This window comes from Paenalcaligenes sp. GW821-LYS-B07-1 (assembly GCF_058803365.1).
Map to the genome: position 1 here is coordinate 1,298,461 of NZ_CM179516.1, position 16,670 is coordinate 1,315,130.

15 protein-coding genes are annotated in these 16,670 nt (G+C 49.5%); 5 read left to right on the forward strand and 10 right to left on the reverse strand.

The genetic code is table 11. From position 1 onward, the window contains the following. Positions 1–2: 2 nt before the first annotated feature. Together xdhB and xdhA are read right to left on the reverse strand one after the other, a co-directional pair. Positions 3–2,336: a xanthine dehydrogenase molybdopterin binding subunit gene (xdhB, locus tag AC3QL0_RS06060; protein ID WP_493010523.1), complete on the reverse strand. Its 2,334-nt coding sequence runs from the start codon at positions 2,334–2,336 to the stop codon at positions 3–5. Continuing rightward, the gene (xdhA, locus tag AC3QL0_RS06065) at positions 2,333–3,835 is read right to left on the reverse strand and encodes a xanthine dehydrogenase small subunit (RefSeq protein WP_493010524.1); all 1,503 of its coding nucleotides are present in this window, start codon (positions 3,833–3,835) and stop codon (positions 2,333–2,335) included. Before xdhA ends, xdhB begins: the two co-directional genes overlap by 4 nt. 160 nt (positions 3,836–3,995) lie before the next feature. On the opposite strand from xdhA, the gene AC3QL0_RS06070 reads away from it, so the two are divergent. The 5 genes from AC3QL0_RS06070 to nagB all read left to right on the forward strand — a co-directional run bounded on the left by AC3QL0_RS06070 (position 3,996) and on the right by nagB (position 9,653). Then, positions 3,996–4,943 (forward strand): LysR family transcriptional regulator, encoded by a 948-nt coding sequence (locus tag AC3QL0_RS06070; protein WP_493010525.1) that lies wholly within the window; start codon positions 3,996–3,998, stop codon positions 4,941–4,943. A gap of 217 nt (positions 4,944–5,160) precedes the next feature. Continuing rightward, positions 5,161–5,841 (forward strand): c-type cytochrome, encoded by a 681-nt coding sequence (locus AC3QL0_RS06075; RefSeq protein WP_493010526.1) that lies wholly within the window; start codon positions 5,161–5,163, stop codon positions 5,839–5,841. A 3-nt stretch (positions 5,842–5,844) separates the two neighbouring features. Next, a complete protein-coding gene (locus tag AC3QL0_RS06080; RefSeq protein ID WP_493010527.1) occupies positions 5,845–6,879 on the forward strand; it encodes a c-type cytochrome in 1,035 nt (344 codons plus the stop codon). A 242-nt stretch (positions 6,880–7,121) separates the two neighbouring features. Beyond that, positions 7,122–8,630: a metal-dependent hydrolase family protein gene (locus AC3QL0_RS06085; protein WP_493010528.1), complete on the forward strand. Its 1,509-nt coding sequence runs from the start codon at positions 7,122–7,124 to the stop codon at positions 8,628–8,630. 273 nt (positions 8,631–8,903) lie between these two features. Continuing rightward, positions 8,904–9,653 carry a glucosamine-6-phosphate deaminase gene (gene nagB / locus AC3QL0_RS06090; protein WP_493010529.1) on the forward strand — a complete coding sequence of 250 codons (750 nt, stop codon included), beginning with the start codon at positions 8,904–8,906 and terminating at the stop codon, positions 9,651–9,653. A gap of 97 nt (positions 9,654–9,750) precedes the next feature. On the opposite strand, the gene AC3QL0_RS06095 is transcribed toward nagB, so the two are convergent. From AC3QL0_RS06095 to pta, 8 genes are all read right to left on the reverse strand, one after another. Continuing rightward, positions 9,751–10,209: an Ivy family c-type lysozyme inhibitor gene (locus AC3QL0_RS06095; RefSeq protein ID WP_493010530.1), complete on the reverse strand. Its 459-nt coding sequence runs from the start codon at positions 10,207–10,209 to the stop codon at positions 9,751–9,753. Between the two features lie 115 nt (positions 10,210–10,324). Beyond that, positions 10,325–10,723 carry a YchJ family protein gene (locus AC3QL0_RS06100; RefSeq protein ID WP_493010531.1) on the reverse strand — a complete coding sequence of 133 codons (399 nt, stop codon included), beginning with the start codon at positions 10,721–10,723 and terminating at the stop codon, positions 10,325–10,327. Positions 10,724–10,726: 3 nt separating this feature from the next. Continuing rightward, positions 10,727–11,227 (reverse strand): hypothetical protein, encoded by a 501-nt coding sequence (locus AC3QL0_RS06105; RefSeq protein ID WP_493010532.1) that lies wholly within the window; start codon positions 11,225–11,227, stop codon positions 10,727–10,729. Between the two features lie 117 nt (positions 11,228–11,344). Then, positions 11,345–11,764, reverse strand: coding sequence for a GlcG/HbpS family heme-binding protein (locus AC3QL0_RS06110; protein ID WP_493010533.1), 420 nt, complete (start codon positions 11,762–11,764; stop codon positions 11,345–11,347). Further along, positions 11,761–13,686 (reverse strand): TRAP transporter large permease, encoded by a 1,926-nt coding sequence (locus AC3QL0_RS06115; protein ID WP_493010534.1) that lies wholly within the window; start codon positions 13,684–13,686, stop codon positions 11,761–11,763. Before AC3QL0_RS06115 ends, AC3QL0_RS06110 begins: the two co-directional genes overlap by 4 nt. Positions 13,687–13,748: 62 nt before the next feature. Continuing rightward, a complete protein-coding gene (locus AC3QL0_RS06120) occupies positions 13,749–14,762 on the reverse strand; it encodes a TRAP transporter substrate-binding protein (RefSeq protein WP_493010535.1) in 1,014 nt (337 codons plus the stop codon). Between the two features lie 130 nt (positions 14,763–14,892). Beyond that, on the reverse strand, positions 14,893–15,654 hold the full coding sequence (locus tag AC3QL0_RS06125; RefSeq protein WP_493010536.1) for a sulfite exporter TauE/SafE family protein: 762 nt from the start codon (positions 15,652–15,654) through the stop codon (positions 14,893–14,895). Next, the gene (gene pta, locus AC3QL0_RS06130) at positions 15,651–16,652 is read right to left on the reverse strand and encodes a phosphate acetyltransferase (RefSeq protein ID WP_493010537.1); all 1,002 of its coding nucleotides are present in this window, start codon (positions 16,650–16,652) and stop codon (positions 15,651–15,653) included. The genes AC3QL0_RS06125 and pta overlap by 4 nt, the downstream gene beginning before the upstream one ends. Between the last annotated feature and the right edge of the window lie 18 nt (positions 16,653–16,670).

A 16,670-nucleotide genomic window follows, 5' to 3' on the forward strand; every position in this document is an offset into this window, starting at 1 on the left:
GCTTAGCTCCCATGTTGCGCTCGCTCTACCGCGGCGAGTATGGCCTCAGGTGTGGCGGGGGCATTCAGCGTAGGCTGACGTGTGTAGTTACTGGTACTGGCTACCGCATCACGCAGTGCATTGAATACACAAAAAGGCAGCAGTAGTGGAGGTTCACCCACTGCTTTAGAACGGTGAATACTAGGTTGAACGTTTTGATTATCAAACAGTTTTACCGAGAAATGCTCTGGGCAATCACGGATGGCTGGGATTTTATAGGTGGAAGGTGCATGAGTGCGTAATCTGCCTTCTTTGTCCCACCACAGTTCTTCTAGCGTTAGCCAGCCCATACCTTGGATGAAAGCACCTTCTACTTGTCCTATATCCAGAGCAGGATTTAGTGAACGGCCTACATCATGCAGTGCGTCAGCGGCCAACAGAGACCATTCGCCGGTTAAGGTGTCTACTACAACCTCAGCCACCGCTGCTCCATACGAAAAGTAATAGAAAGGGTTACCCGTCATTTTTACGCCGTCCCAGTGCAAACCGGGGGTCGCGTAAAAACCGTCAGACCACAGTTGAATGCGCTGCAAGTACGCCTGTTCTACTACCTCGGCAAACGGTGTAACTACACTGCCTGCATACACCATGCCTTTGGCGAAATGTATGTCTTCGGGTTGTAGTTGCTGTCGGGTTGCCCAAAATTCGGTTAACCGTGCTCGTACTTGGGCAGCAGCATCTTGTGCGGCCATCCCGTTTAAGTCAGAGCCAGTAGAGGCAGCTGTAGCAGAAGTGTTGGCGACTTTGCTGGTGTCGGTGGCAGTACAACGTACTTGGTCTAGTGTGAGCCCCAGTTCATGGGCGACCACTTGAGCGACTTTGGTGTTGAGCCCTTGCCCCATCTCTGTACCGCCGTGGTTGACCAGGACAGAGCCATCACGGTATACGTGCACCAATGCTCCGGCTTGGTTGAAAGCGGGGAAGTTAAATGAAATGCCAAACTTTACAGGCGTTAGTGCTAAGCCTTTTTTCAGGATGGTATTGTGTTTGTTGAACTCTAATACCGCTTGCCTGCGTTCGTGGTAACGGCAGTCGTCGCTCAGTTGTGCTACCAGCGTATCAATGACATTGTCTTTGACTACTTGGCCGTATGGGGTGAGATTGCGGTCTTCGTGGCCATAGAAGTTACGTTGTCGTATTAACAAAGGGTCTATGCCTAAGTGGCGTCCTATGTTGTCTAAAATAACTTCCATCACCAATGCACCCTGTGGGCCACCAAAGCCTCTAAACGCTGTATTGGATTGCGTGTTGGTGCGGGCGCACAATGCGTGTATGGCGACGTGCTCTAAGTAGTAGGCGTTATCGAAGTGACAGACAGCACGGGTAGCAACAGGGCCGGATAGGTCTGCGGAGTAACCCGCATTCAAAGCCATATCTACGTGAGCACCTAGAATGCGTCCTTCACTATCAAAGCCTATGTCCCATTCGTAGTACACGCCGTGACGTTTACCCGTGATGGTCATGTCGTCTTCACGGTCTAAACGCAGTTTGATAGGGCGATGCAGTTTTTGCGCGGCAATGGCGGCTACGCAGGCATACAAGGCTGATTGTGATTCCTTACCACCAAAGCCACCGCCCATGCGTCGGCAGGTGACTTCGATTTTATGTGTGGAAATGTTCAGCGCGCGCGCGGCCAGCATTTGCATTTCAGTAGGGTGCTGGGTAGAACAATAAATGCGTACAGCACCATCGTCCTGAGGCAAGGCGTAAGAAATTTGGCCTTCCAAATAAAACTGCTCTTGGCCCCCACATTCAAAGGTACCTTGCAGACGATGTGGGGCACTGGCGAGTTTTTCATGGGGGGTGCCGCGTACCAAGTTGAACGGTGGCAATACGCTGGCCCCTGCCGCTTTGGCTTCTTTAGCAGTCAGGATGGCGGGTAAGACTTCGTATTCGATATTGGCCAATCGCGCAGCACGTCGTGCCAGATCATGGCTGGTCGCAATGACGGCAAATATAGGTTGTCCTACATAGTGCACCACACCATCGGCCAACAAAGGATCGTCGTGCAGCACAGGGCCGCAGTTATTCTCACCAGGAACATCAGCCACCGTGAGTACGGCGACTACGCCTTTAGCGGCTTTCACAGGCTGTAAATCCATAGACAGGATATTCGCGTGTGCTTGGGTAGAGAGCCCTAATGCAATATGCAGCGTACCTTGTGACTCAGGAATGTCGTCGGTGTAGATGGCCTTGCCGTTTAGGTGCAAGACGGCAGACTCATGGTAGGGTGATATGCCTACTTGGCGTGCATCGTGTAGCAGATCATGCTCTAGAGAGTCAGTGTGAAGGCTCATGGCTGTACTCCCTCAATAGAACGAACGTGTTCAAAAACGTTGAGTTGATGCGTGGCTAAGGCGTGTTCGGGATGGGTGTGTAAATAGAAGCGGCGTAGCAGATTGGCGGCTGCAGTACGCCGGTAGTCGGCACTGGCGCGCATATCGCTTAAGGGTTGGAACTCTTCGCGTAAACAACTGACAGCAACGGTGAGGGTGTTGTCATCCCATTTTTTACCTAGCAAGAATTGTTCTGTCTGATGTGCTCGAATAGGGGTTGCGGCCATACCGCCAAAGGCGATACGAATGTGGCTTACGTGCTGTTGTGCATCCAGCGTAACGGCAAATGCGGAACATACGGCGGAGATATCTTGGTTGTATCGCTTGGCCAGTTTGTAGGTATGGAACTGTAGGCCGGGTTGTTCACGTGGAACGCGTAGGCCTTGTACAAACTCGCCAGTTTGCAGCGCATTTTTTTGATAAGCCAGGTAGAACTCTTCCAGTGGCATTTCGCGCACCTCATTCCCCTTACGCAGCACAATGCGCGCGTTTAGGCAGATCAATGCTGGCATGGAGTCACCAATAGGTGAGCCATTGGCGATATTGCCGCCTAAGGTGCCAGAGTTACGTATGGGGTGCGAGGCAAAGCGTTGATGCAGTTCGTGCAGTTCGGGGTAGTAGCAACACAAGGCTTCAAATGCAGGGTTGAGCAGTACGCCAGCGCCAATATAGACGTAGTCACCATCGTGATGATCTATATGCTGCAATTCGCGTACACGGCCAATGTAGAGCAGGTGCGGCAAGTGTCTGAATTGACGTGTTACCCATAAGCCTATATCGGTACTGCCTGCCAGAATGCGCGCTTCGGGATAGGCTAACCGCAGTTCAGCCATCTCCTTCAAGCTAAGGGGAGCGTGAAATTGCTGTTCTTCGTGTTGGTAGTGCAGGCCGCTTTCACGCTGCATACCCAATAGAGTGTGCTTGAGTGTGTGGTGATCGAATTCGGGGCGCTCGTAGCTGAACATGCGCTCACAGGCATCGATGATGGGGCGGTATCCGGTACAACGGCAGAGGTTGCCAGACAGGGCGGCATCAATGTCGTCGCGAGTTGGAACAGGCGAGCCGGGGGTATGCTGCAAATACAAAGCCCACATGGACATTAAGAATCCGGGAGTGCAGAACCCGCATTGGCTGCCGTGGCACTCCAGCATGGCTTGTTGCACAGGGTGCAGGCTTTGGTCGGTTGCTTGTAGATCTTCTACACTGAAGATGGCTTTGCCATCTAGAGCGGGCAGTAACTGAATGCAGGAGTTAATTGCACGCATCTGTACGTTTTGCTCAGCATCCAGTTCGGCAACCACTACCGTACATGCGCCACAGTCGCCTTCTGCACAGCCCTCTTTGGTGCCGGTGCAGTGTAGATCTTCGCGCAAATGCTGTAAGAGTGTGCGCGTAGTAGGGGCATTCTGCACCTCGTGAACGTGTCCGCGATAATAGAAGCGGATAGGGGTTGTCTCCATAGCCTTGCCTATTATGTAGTAAATGTAATGAATGGCTGCGTTCAGCATAACAGGCTGATGTCATTACAGTATTTCCGGGGGCTGATGATGACTATCAGAACTGCATCATGAGGGAATTACATAACTAGGCAGTACAGTGATGGCTGGAGATAATGCAAGAATGATTAGACCAAAAGAGCCTTTAGATACTTATTTATTGCGGGTATTGCAGTTACTGCTAACTGAGCAAAGCGTATCGCGTACGGCCTTGCAGATGGGGCAGTCTCAGCCTGCAATCAGCAATGCGTTGCGACGACTTCGTGAAATAACCGGAGACCAGATTCTATTGCGGGGCAAATCAGGCATGGTACCTACAGCACGCGGGACAGAGCTGCTGCACTATGCCAATGAGGCCCTACAAGCCATAGAACGTATCGCCAATCCGCCAGAGGATTTTGATCCTCAACACTCGGAGCGCGAGTTCCATGTGGCGGCGCCCGATTATCTGGACACCTTATTTCTACCCACAATCATTGAAAAACTGCGTACACAAGCGCCACACGTCAAACTTTATGTGCATGCAATCAGCCATGAAAGCAACTATGCAGCCTTGCTAGAAGAAGGGCAGCTGGATGTGGTGATTGGGAACTGGTTGGAACCGCCGCCACAGTTGTATCGCTCTCGTTTGTTCGATGACGAGGTGGTCTGTATGTTGGGTGGGCATCACCCGTTGGCGCAAAAAGGTATTTCCATGAAGCATTTCTTGGAGTTGCCCCATTTGGCGCCCACACCCTATGTGTCCCATCGTAGTAATTTTATTGATGGCTGTTTAGCTGAGCAGGGGTTACGTCGTCGGGTACAGATGGCGGTGCCTTACTTTGGCTTAGTGCCCTATGTGTTGATGCGTACAGACATGGTGTTCACCACAGGTAGGCAATTTGCGCAGCATTATGCCAAGCACTTACCTATTGTAGTGTTGGATGCTCCTATTGCATTCCCTCCCATGCGTTTTTATCAACTCTGGCATCGACGAACCCACAAAGCACCAGATGCTATTTGGCTGCGTCGATGTATTACTGAGGTGGCGACGACGTTATTGGGTGGTCATAAAACGGCTACTGGGGCGTAAGGCATTACGCACCCATAAAGCACATCCAGACTATGAGGAATTGGGCAACAACACCCATAGATCTTGAAGGGGCAATACACGATTTGGTGTATTTATTTTGTGCGCCATCACTGGGCATAATGAAATACAGGTGGAAGCTCTATCCGCTTTCACCAGCTTTTTAAGCACCTCAAAAACAGCAGCTTCACTAAAGCTGTGACAACGGGACATATTATTTATGAATAAAAAACCCTTTTCCTGTATGAGCGGGCTGATGGGGGGCGCAGCATTGGTTTTAACCGCAGTTATGTCGCCCGCCGCTGTAGCCCAAGATGATACAGCCGCCATTGAGCGCGGCAAAACTGCAGCAATGGTCTGTATTGCCTGTCACCAAGCAAATGGTGGCGGTATGAGTATTCCCGGTGGCGAGTCTTGGCCTCGTCTGGCTGGGCAAGATCGTGACTATCTGGTTTCTCAATTGAAAGCTTTCAAAGAGGGTACCCGCGACAACATCAGTATGAAACCGTTCAGCATGATGCTGAATGATGAGCAGATGATGGACGTGGCGATTTACTTTGAAAGCCTGCCTTTTCCTGACACCACTAGCGTTACTGTGAACGCCGACGAAGCCTTGTTGGAGCACGGTCGTAAATTGGTGGAGCAAGGCGACTGGGATCGCTACATTGTGTCTTGCCAAAGCTGCCATGGCCCCGGTAGCCAAGGGGTAGGTCATTTCTTCCCAAACATTGCAGGTCAGCACGAAGGCTACATTGTCGCGCAGTTGAAGCACTGGCAAGAAGGCTCTCGTAAAAATGATCCTCAAGATTTGATGGGAAGTATCGCGCGTCGCATGAATGATCGTGACATTCAGGCTGTGTCGGCGTGGTTGGCCAAACAAGAAGCGGGTAGCAAGGAGTAAGGTATGAAAAAGAATATTCTGCTATGGATTGGTGCTTCCGTTGTGGCCACTTCAGTGTTTGCGGCTGAAGAATCCGCTACAAAAAGTAGCTTTGACCCAGCGCTATTAGAACAGCTATCGCACATGGCTCCTGGTTTTAAAACGCCAGTAGAGGGCGATTACGTGCACATTCCTCCTACGATGGAAGATCTGGAAAACTCCGATCTGCACCCAGAGCTGAAAGCAGTGATTCGTCGTGGTCACGATCTGTTTGTGGATACACAGCAGCTACGTGGTGTGAATGTGTTTAACAACATGAACTGTAGCAGCTGTCACATGGGTGAAGGGCGCTTGCCTAACGCTGGTCCTGTGTGGCCTGCTGTGGTGACATTGCCAGAGTATCGTGGCAAAAATGGTCACGTGAATAACCTAGAAGAGCGTATTGTGGGTTGTTTTGCGTATTCCATGAACGGTATTCCTCCTGAGTACGGTAGCGACAATATGTTGGCGTTGACGGCTTATCATCAGTGGTTGGCTCGCGGTGTACCTATGTACCCAGCAGCAGACCAGAAGCTGTATGGCCGTGGTTATGCCCGTTTGCCTGAGCCTGAGCTGAAACCTGATGTAGAACGTGGTCGTGCTTTGTACCAAGCGCAGTGTGCAATGTGTCACGCTGAAGATGGTTCCGGCACCATGAAAGGTGAGGAAGTGATTTTCCCCGCTTTGTGGGGGGATGGTTCGTACAACTGGGGGGCTGGTATTGCTCGCCCGTTTACCTTGGCAGCATTTGTAAAACAAAACATGCCGTTAGGTAAACCTAACTCGTTGACCGAACAGCAGGCATGGGATTTGGCTGAGTACATCGACACACGTGAGCGTCCTCAAGATCCGCGTTATACCGGTGATGTCAGAGAAACACGTGAAATGTACTTGGATACCTTCCACAAGAATACCCGTTACGGTACAGAGCTAAACGGGGAGTTGTTGGCTGATCATGCCAACACAGGCCATAAACCTATCATGAAGCCAGAATTGCTGCGTTCTCGTTCTTTCGAGTGATGCACTAAAGCATTAAGTAGTGCCTTTACCCGCTATGCCGATGGTATAGCGGGTTTTTTATATGTGACAAGTTGTAGGTAAAAGCAGGCAGGGCACTCTGGTTTTAGTATGATTCTCCCTGTGTAAGACCTGACTGCGACGTGTAGATAGCAGTGATATTTTTTACAGCGTGTAACGGTAGCTGTATGGTGTCTGTAGCAGGCAGAAAAGTGCGATAAACCATTCTTATGGGTAATCTTGGCATGCAAAATACATTACGAAAAACGGGGCAGCATCAAGGGCTGTTTACGCTGGCAGGCACGACATCTGGAAAACTCCAACGTCGTCGCGGTTGTGGTTGTGGTGGCACTATCATGCAAATCCTGCATGCCCGCGTCATGGCTGATATGTCCAGACGACAATTTTTAGGTGGTGCCATTGCGATGGCTGCTGCATTTTCTGGTATGACCAGAAGTGTAGGCGCAGCTACAAGTAGCGCTACACCTAAAACACCGCCACGCCCTGTAGTGATTCATAACTGTAGGATCTTTGACGGTACAGGTAAGAAGCCGCAGCAGGGCCTGAAGCTGGTACTGCGTGGTGCCATGATCGAAGATATCATCTCTGAGTCGGAACCCGTGAGTGATGCAGAGCTTATTGATGCGGGCGGGAAACTGCTGATGCCTGGTCTGATTGATGTGCACTGGCACACCATGTTGGCTGCTATCAATCAAGTGACTGCTATGACCTCTGATGTGGGTTATTTGTATTTAGTGGCAGCGAAAGAAGCGCAAAATACGTTGCTGCGTGGATTTACGACCATTAGAGATCCCGGCGGCCCAGCCTTTGCACTGAAGCGCGCCATTGATGAGGGCATTATTGATGGCCCGCGTATTTATCCGTCAGGCGCGATGATTTCGCAAACCTCAGGTCATGGTGACTTCCGTATGCGTAGCGATTTGCCACGTGCGGGTGCAGCGGATCTTGCCTTGGTTGAGCGCGTTGGCGTGGCGATGATTGCTGATGGTGCAGATGAAGTACTGCGTAGGGTACGTGAGCAGTTGATGCTGGGCGCTTCGCAGATTAAGGTTTTGGCAGGTGGCGGTGTGGCGTCTATGTACGATCCTTTAGACAGTACTCAGTACACCGAAGCCGAGCTAAAAGCCGCTGTTGCCGCCGCCTCAGACTGGAATACCTATGTGATGGCGCACGTGTATACGCCTACGGGCATTCAGCGCTGTATACGTGCCGGTGTAAAAAGTATTGAGCATGGTCAGTTGGCGGATGAAGAAAGCGTCAAAATGATGGCTGATACTGATACATGGTGGAGTTTGCAGCCATTCTTACAAGATGAGGATGCTAATTTTTACCCGGATGATATGCGTCGTCAGGCTCAGCATGAGGTGGCTCAAGGTACGGTACATGCCTACGAAATGGCACAAAAATACAATATCCATACCGGTTGGGGCACGGATGTACTGTTCAATGCCAATAACACGCGTACTCAAGGTAAGCAGTTGGCGAAGCTAACCCGTTTCTATGATCCTTTAACGGTGCTTAAGCAGGGAACAGGTATGAATGGCGAGTATGTAGCATTGTCGGGCGCACGAAACCCTTATCCGCATACGCTAGGTAAGTTGGAAAAGGGCGCTTATGCTGATCTGATTATTGCTAATGGCGATCCCGAAAAAAATCTGGATTTTGTGGCGGATCCAGAGCAAAACTTCCATCTAATTATGAAAAATGGTGTGGTGTATAAAAACCTACTGTGAACCGTAATAGCTTGTCCTAATCTCTTGCCGCAGTAATAGCTGTAGTTAGCTTTACTGCGGCAAAATGCTTTCTTCTTAACGCTACTAATAGGCTTTTATAGTAGAAAAAAATCAGCAGTTTTGTTTCTAAAAAACGGCTAATCCTATTTAAAAAATGCCCGAAAGTTTATCTTTGTTAAAAAGGGATGCAAAGCGTCGTGTTTTTGTCCAGAATGGTGCTTTAGCCATTTGGTGATAGATTTTTCATTATTCTTATTTTTATTGTAGTGTTTCATGTTTCTTGTTCTACCTGATCCACAAGCGGTTGCTGCACACGTCAGTAATCACTTGATCCAACTTATACAAAAAAAACCTACGGCCGTGTTGGGTCTGGCGACAGGGGGGACGATGGAGCCCGTCTATCAACAGTTCGTGCAACAGGTCAGTGCTTTGCAGCTGGATGTAGCGCAATTGCGTAGCTTTAACCTGGATGAGTACGTAGGGTTATCTCAGACGCATCCGCAAAGCTATAACTATTACATGCATCAACACCTGTTCAATCTGCTGCCGTTCACTGAAGCACAGTTGCATTTACCTGATGGCTTGGCAAGTGACTGGCAGGCAGAGTGTCAGCATTATTCAGCACGCATACAGCAAGAGGGCGGCTTGGATTTGCAACTGCTGGGCATAGGTAGCAATGGCCATATAGGCTTTAATGAGCCAGGTACGCCTTTTGATAGCCGCACCCATGTGGTAGAGCTGTTAGAGCGCACCAGACAGGACAATGGCCGTTTCTTTAGCAGCATGGACGAAGTACCGCGTCATGCATTGACGATGGGTATTCAAGATATTCTGGAAGCCAAGGAAATCTTGTTAGTAGTAACGGGTGAGCATAAGGCACAGACTATGCTGAACTACTTCCAAAGCCCAGCTAGCGAAGATATGCCTGCAACCGTCTTGAAGCAGCACAGTAACGTGCGTATCGTGATGGATAATGCTGCGGCTAGCTTGTTGCCAGAAACTGCTTTACATCAAGCAGCGTAAATTCCTATTAGGTAGTCAGCCATAAAAAACAGCCCCCACGGTTTTATGCCATTAGGGGCTGTTTGCTTAGCCAGCTCTAAGCATAGGAGACACACGCTTAGTCGTTAGGCGTGAACTCATCCCAAATTACTTGAGCCAAGCTGTCGTTAGCATCGCCCAGCCACTGAATACGAGTTTCAGTCAGTGCGCCTTGATCAGTCATTGTGTCAGTGCGCAGAGCACCGGCTTCAAACTGTTCGGATTTTGGGTTGTACAACACCAAGTAGCTTTGTGTGTTGCAGTCATGTGGTTTGCAGCCTTGGAAAACCAAGTAGCTTTGTTCTTTTTCACCAACTGTCACCAAACGGGCTGGAGAGGAAGTGCCGTAGTTTTTCACCCAGTCAGCTTGAGCAGCTACTGGTTCGAAAAAGTGCACAAAGCGCTCAGCAATCGCTGTGTTTTTCTCAGCGATGTCTGCCAAGTATTCGTCTACATACGGCACGGTGGAGTCTGCATGGCTAAGAGGGCTAAACAGCAGGGCCAAGGATAGTGCCGCAGCAGAGTATTTAATTGTCATGAGTGCTCTCCAGTGAAAAAGATTACGTTCGTAAAGATCATAGCGTAATTTGCTGACAACCTGATGGCTTACGCGTTTCAGAATATGTCAATTTTATAAAGGTTTTGGTCTTTACTTAATCAGGAAACTGCCCATCTACATAAAACCATTGCTCTTGTTCTTTTAGAAACTGACTCACTTCGTGCAAACGATTGGCTTTCCCATTTTGTTTATAGCGTGCCGTAAAACTCACTTCCGCATGCGTGTCGTCGTGCTGCCGAGCATGGTGAATGGTTAGTGCAATCCATTTGGTGAACGTATCATCCAGATCTAGCTCTGAGGGCCGCGTACTGGGGTGCCAGGTAGCGAGCAGGTAATCTGGTAACTGCATGACAAATGCGCTATAGCGTGAGCGCATTAGGTGCTCGGCATCAGGGGCTTGTAAGTATTCCGAACCCCGATGCCAACGACCGCAGCATTGCTCATAGCGTTTTCCCGTGCCGCAAGGGCAGGGCTGCTTAACTGAGTTACTCATGCCTTAAATTTTTACGGGAGTGTCAGAGTCAGCTTGCAGCAGCGCACGAATCACAGCAATGAACAGCAATGGTGCAAGGTTCAGACCCAGTTGGAAAATATCGAAGGTGGGGAACCATTTCAGTGCACCTTCATAGCCCAGTGTGAACTGAATGTGAAAGTTATACATGCCGGGGGTGAGGGTAATAGTGGGGGTGAGGCCTAAACCAATAATACTGTGGTAGGACAGCATGGTAGAGGAAAACACCGGTACGCTGGTCCACGATAACCAGTACAGCAGTTGACCACCCTCAGGATTGCCACGCCAGAACTTAACGCCACCATAGATAGCGACTAAGTTTTGAATCAACATGAGCGAGAACAGAATAATGGCCAGTGCTGAAACCATAAAAATCTGCGCTTGAGAAAGCAGCACATATAAACCAACAATTCCACCAAAGAAATAAATAGCACTTAGCGCTTGGCGCATGAATTTGTGTGAGGTGGAGCTAGTGGCATTAGTCATGGCAAGAAAGAAAATAAAGAATAAGAAACGGTATGGAATACGACCTATTATACAGACGCTCCATGATGGTTACGTGTATCCCTATATGTAATCTTTCTTGCCTTTATTGTGTTTACATCATTTAGAGAAATGTGCTTGTAGGTGTTTAACCAATGTTAGGGCTAAGGTTTCATCGTCATCCAAGGCTCTGCCGCTAACCCCTACTGCGACAACGCTATGGTTGGGTAAAGGCAGGATGACGCCCCCAGGTAGGGCACAGAGAGCACTGTCCATGAACTCGGAGCACTGCAGATTTTCTTGCTGCAAGCGATGTCGAAATTGCCGAGTGCTGGCTCCCATTCTGGCAGCCGTATAGGCTTTGGCAATCGCAATGTTAATGGTACGCACAGGGGCACCATCCATGCGTTCGAAACATAGCAAATCGCCTTGTGTATCTACCAGTGCAAAGCAGACCGGGGGGAGGCCGTCTTGCCCTGCGTAGTGATGCAGGGCGTTTAGGCTAGCGTGGCATAGTGCTTTGTGAGTAATAACGGTCATAGCAGTACCAACGAAATAGCAGGTACATAGGTCACCAATAGCAGCACCAGAATCATAATCAGCAAGAGCGGGAAGCTGGCTTTGGCGATCTTATCTATACCAATTTTGGCGATACCACTGGCGACGAAAAGGTTAACGCCTACAGGGGGCGTAATGAAGCCAATGGCTAGGCCTACAACCATGATGACACCGAAGTGGATAGGGTCTACGCCCAGCTTAAGCACCAGCGGTAGCAAGACGGGAGTGATAATCACAATGGCTGCCAAGGCTTCCATGAACACCCCAATAATCAGCAGCAAAATGCAGATAAGGAACAGGATCAGGTATTTGTTATCGGTGAACGTTAGCACGCCACTGGCTACTGTTTCGGGAATCTGCTCCAGCGTCATGATATTGCCGAAAATAGTCGCCATCGCCATCAAGATAATGATGATAGATGAGGTTTGGGTAGCTTCTATGCTGGCATTCCAGAGTTTCTTCCAGCTCAGCTCACGATACACACATTTACCAATGATCAGACCGTACAGTGCTGCAACAGCCGCTGACTCGGTAGGTGTCATGATACCGCCGTAGATACCCCCCAAAATAATGACTGGGACTAACAGCGCCCATTTGGCTTGCCAGAGCGAGACCAAAATAGAACCTAATGAACGGTCACCTTCTTCGCCTTTCCAGCCGTTCTTTTTGGAAATAAAGTAAGTCATAGCCATGAGCATGAAGCCCATGAATAAGCCTGGCACAATGCCAGCAATAAACAATTTACCAATAGAGGCTTGAGCCGCCACACCGTACACCACAAAGGGGTTGCTTGGCGGGATGATGACCCCAATAGCGCCAGCGCAGGCGACGACGGCAGCGGCAAAGTAAATGTTGTAGCCTCGGGCAGCCATTGCAGGAATGGTGATGGTCCCAATGGCAGCAACGGTGGCTGGGCCTGAACCACTAATGGCCGAAAAGAACATACATGTCATGATGCTGGCTAAGGCTAAGCCACCGGGTAAGGAACCCACTAACTTATCGGCCACAATCAGTAGGCGCTCAGATAACCCACCCGCTCCCATGAAAATACCGGCAGCAATAAAGAACGGTATAGCCATAATGGGGAAGGAGTCTATGGAAACAAAGGCAATTTGCGCGATGTAGTCTAGCGGTAGTGTGTCGGCACCGATGATGGTGACTATACTGGCGAGCCCTAGAGAGAAGGCAATGGGCACACCCAGGACAATGAACACCACAAAATAGCAAAACAGCAGCAGGGTAGCGTCTACGTATTCCCAGATAAAAAGTGGAGACAGTAAAACGACGGGAATTAGCAGGCCAGCGATAAAGTCATACCAGCTCAAATTTTTCCATGACTCATACAAGCATTGCAGCGTACGTAAACTCATCAGACCGAAGCCTAGAGGCAGAATCAAGTACGGCACTAAATAGTTGATTTGAAGAGCAGGAGTAGTTTGAGTAAATTCGCGCTGCATGCCTATATGTTCAATACCCATTTGCAAAAAGGCGGCGGTTAGTAGCAGGCTTAGCGCATAAATAGCCACCCAGACAATATTTTGTAATCTAGGGGGCAGAGCATTGTGTACAGCATCCATACGAATGCTATTTTTGGACAAAATGGACAGGGATACGGCTAGATAAGAAATCCATACAAAAATATAGCGTGCAAGTTCCTCGCTCCAGGTGGCCCAACCTATTTTGCTACGCAACCACGCTTTAACAACGCTAGGGTCGCCGAATAAGGTAATCCATGGGTATTGCTCTGGATGGCTGGCCCAAGTGGTCAGCGTAGACATGGAGTATCTAAACAGAGTTTGGTAGTTGATGATCAGAATCATCAATAGCAGACCAACAAAGAGAAGGGGCTTTTCCAGTTGGTTCAGTATTGCTATAGGGGATCGCTGCGATGTGGCGTGGGCCATGCTGGTGCTCCTCAAACCTAGTGGCGTAGCTACTGTGTGGTGGTAGCTACGCAGGCATAATCTTATTGTTGTGTTTGTTCTACCAGCTCAATCAGCTCGCCTGGTAGTTTGGCCGCAAACTCTTCAAATACAGGACGAGTAAGGGTTTTGAAGGTTTGAATTTCTTCAGGTGTTGCATCATGGATTTGGATGCCGGCCTCTTCGAAGGCTAAGCGAGCTTGACGCTCGTTTTCTGGATACAGCACTTCGCGTTGGTAGGTAACGGCTTCTAATGCCGCATCTTGGATGACCTTTTGGGTCTCGGGGGCTAAGCTATCCCACCATTTTTTATTGGCCATAGCAACTTGCATGCCGTAGTTATGGGCCGAGGTAATGGCGTATTTCAGTGCTTCGTGGTGTTTGGCACCGTACAGGTGGGGGAAGGTATTGCCTTCGGCATCAATAGTGCCTTGTTGCAATGAGGTATAGACCTCACCCCAAGCAATAGGGGCTGGGTTGGTGTTTAAGGATTTAGCGACTGCCACTTCCACAGGGGAATCGGTAGTACGCATTTTTAAGCCTTCTAGGTCGGCCGCGCTGTTCAGTGGTTTGTCACTGGAAACAAAATGGCGGTAGCCATACTCGGCATACATGATGGGCTGTAGGCCTATGTCATTTGCTGCTTTTTCTAAGTATTGATTCAGTGCTCCCCCCGGGTTGATTGCGGCATAGAGCTGTTGCTGCTTTTCTGGGGTAGTGATGTAAGGCAGATCAAATACCTGAAATTGGTTGGAGAAGTTAGCTAGGTTTGGTGTAGAGCTAACACCCATTTGCAGCGTACCTTTTTGAGCACCTTCTATCAGCACGCGATCACTACCCAAGACAGCGCCGGGAAACAGTTGTACGACGACTTTGCCATCTGATTTTTCTTTCACCAGTTCTGCAAATTTCTCATAAGCGCCAGTGATGTGGTTGCCGGGAGGTGCGGTGTGAGCCAGTTTGAAACGTACCGCTGGGCCGTCGTATGCGGCATGTGCCAGAGAGGCTGCACCTAAGCCTAGACCCATTAACCAGAGTTTTACAGTTGTTTTCCCCATGAAATCTCCTTTATGGTACTTTTTGTTTTGTTTAATGAGATTTGATGGTATGTTTTTTTTATCAAGACGGCAATGAGCAAAGGGGTAAATCCTCTAAGGATTTACCCCTGATCGTAGAAAAAAGAGAACCTTACAGCAGCAGTGTGCTTAGGCTGCGAACAATGAGGCTGATACCAATGAGAATCAAGGTGCCAAAGGTAATACGTCGTACTGTTTCTACGCTGAGCGGGGGCGGGAAACGCTGAGTCAGAATGGTGACCAGAGCCACGCAAGGAATGGCCAGCAGGGTTGTTGTCAGCGTGCCTTTAGGAAATCCAGTAGTAATGAATTCGTACAGACTACGGGAAAAGGCGGTACAGGCGAAAATCAGCAGTAACATGTTGCGTGTGACTGCCAGACTCATAGGTTGTCGGTAGAGATGAAAAATAATGGGTGGTCCAGGAATACCAAATAACCCACCGCATAGGCCAGAAATAAAGCCTGCAGAGAAAAAAGAGCGCAGGCTGGATATTTCGGTATGTTGACGGGGGCGTAGGGCAAAGCTGATGCCGCTATAGCCAATCACGCAGCCCAGCAAAAACTCCAAAATGCTAGTGGCTTGCGCATTCAGAAAGTTCAGTAGCACTACACCTAGCACACTGGCAGGAATCACGCCTAACAAGGTGGTATTAGCAAGCCGCCAATCAATGTGATGTAGGTGGCGCGGTAAGGCCACACCGCTGTTCACTAAACTCACTAGACTCACTACCGAGGCGATAAACGGCACGCTAGTGAGCCCGACTGCGCTGTTGATACCGATGACAATCATGGCTAGGCCAAAGCCAGTCACGGTTTGAAAGTACGTACCAACAATAATAATGAGCAGTAAAAGCAGGGTGGTGATCAAGCTCATGACGTGGAGTGTGTTTGCAGAGAAGTGATGGCAATCACAGCGTAAATATCGTCACTGCTGCAGCCTCTGGATAGATCATTAGCCGGTTTACGTAAACCTTGAAGCAACGGGCCAATGGCGGTGAGCTGGCCTAAACGTTCGGCCGCTTTATAGGCTATGTTACCAGCCTCTAGTGTAGGAAATATTAAGACGTTAGCCTGACCTTTGACGTGCGAATTAGGGAGTTTTCGTGCAGCAATTTCAGGCACTAATGCCGCGTCTAATTGTATGTCTTCATCAATGGCTAAATCTGGGCAGTGTTGTTTCACCAGTTGTGCCGCTTTGATGACTTTATCGACGGCAGGGTGGTGAGCACTACCCGCGGTAGAAAACGACAACATGGCAACGCGAGGTTCAGTTTGTAGCAGTCGTCGCGCCGATTCGGCCGCCGCTAGGGCAATGCTGGCTAACTGTTCAGCATTAGGATCAATGACTAATCCGCAGTCACTAAAGATCATGCCACCCTTATAAGGATGGTGGGGTTGGCACATGAGCATCAAGAAAAAGCTAGATACTAACTCCGCATCTGGGGCTTTGCCGATGAGCTGCAAGGCGCAACGTACGACGTCGGCAGTGCTATATACGGCACCGGCTACAGAGCCATCAGCAAGATTGCAATGCACCAGCATATTGGCAAAGCACAATGGATCTTGGATTTGCTTTGCGGCATCTTCAGGCTGCATACCTTTGGGCGCGCGCAAGGCTAGCAACGCTGCCTCTACTGTCGCTAAATGGGCTGACGTAGCAGGGTCCTCTATGACCATATCGTCTAGGGAAATCCCGTGTTGTTGGGCGCATGCCTCAATTTTTTGGCGTGTACCAACCAAAATAATGCGGGCAATACCTTTGGTCTGCGCACGCTGTGCAGCCGTCAAAATTCGAGGGTCATCGGCTTCACATAAGACGATGGTGGCAGGTTGACTACGTGCCGCCTCAATGATGTTGTCCAATAAGCGCACCTTAGTCTCCTTCTTGTT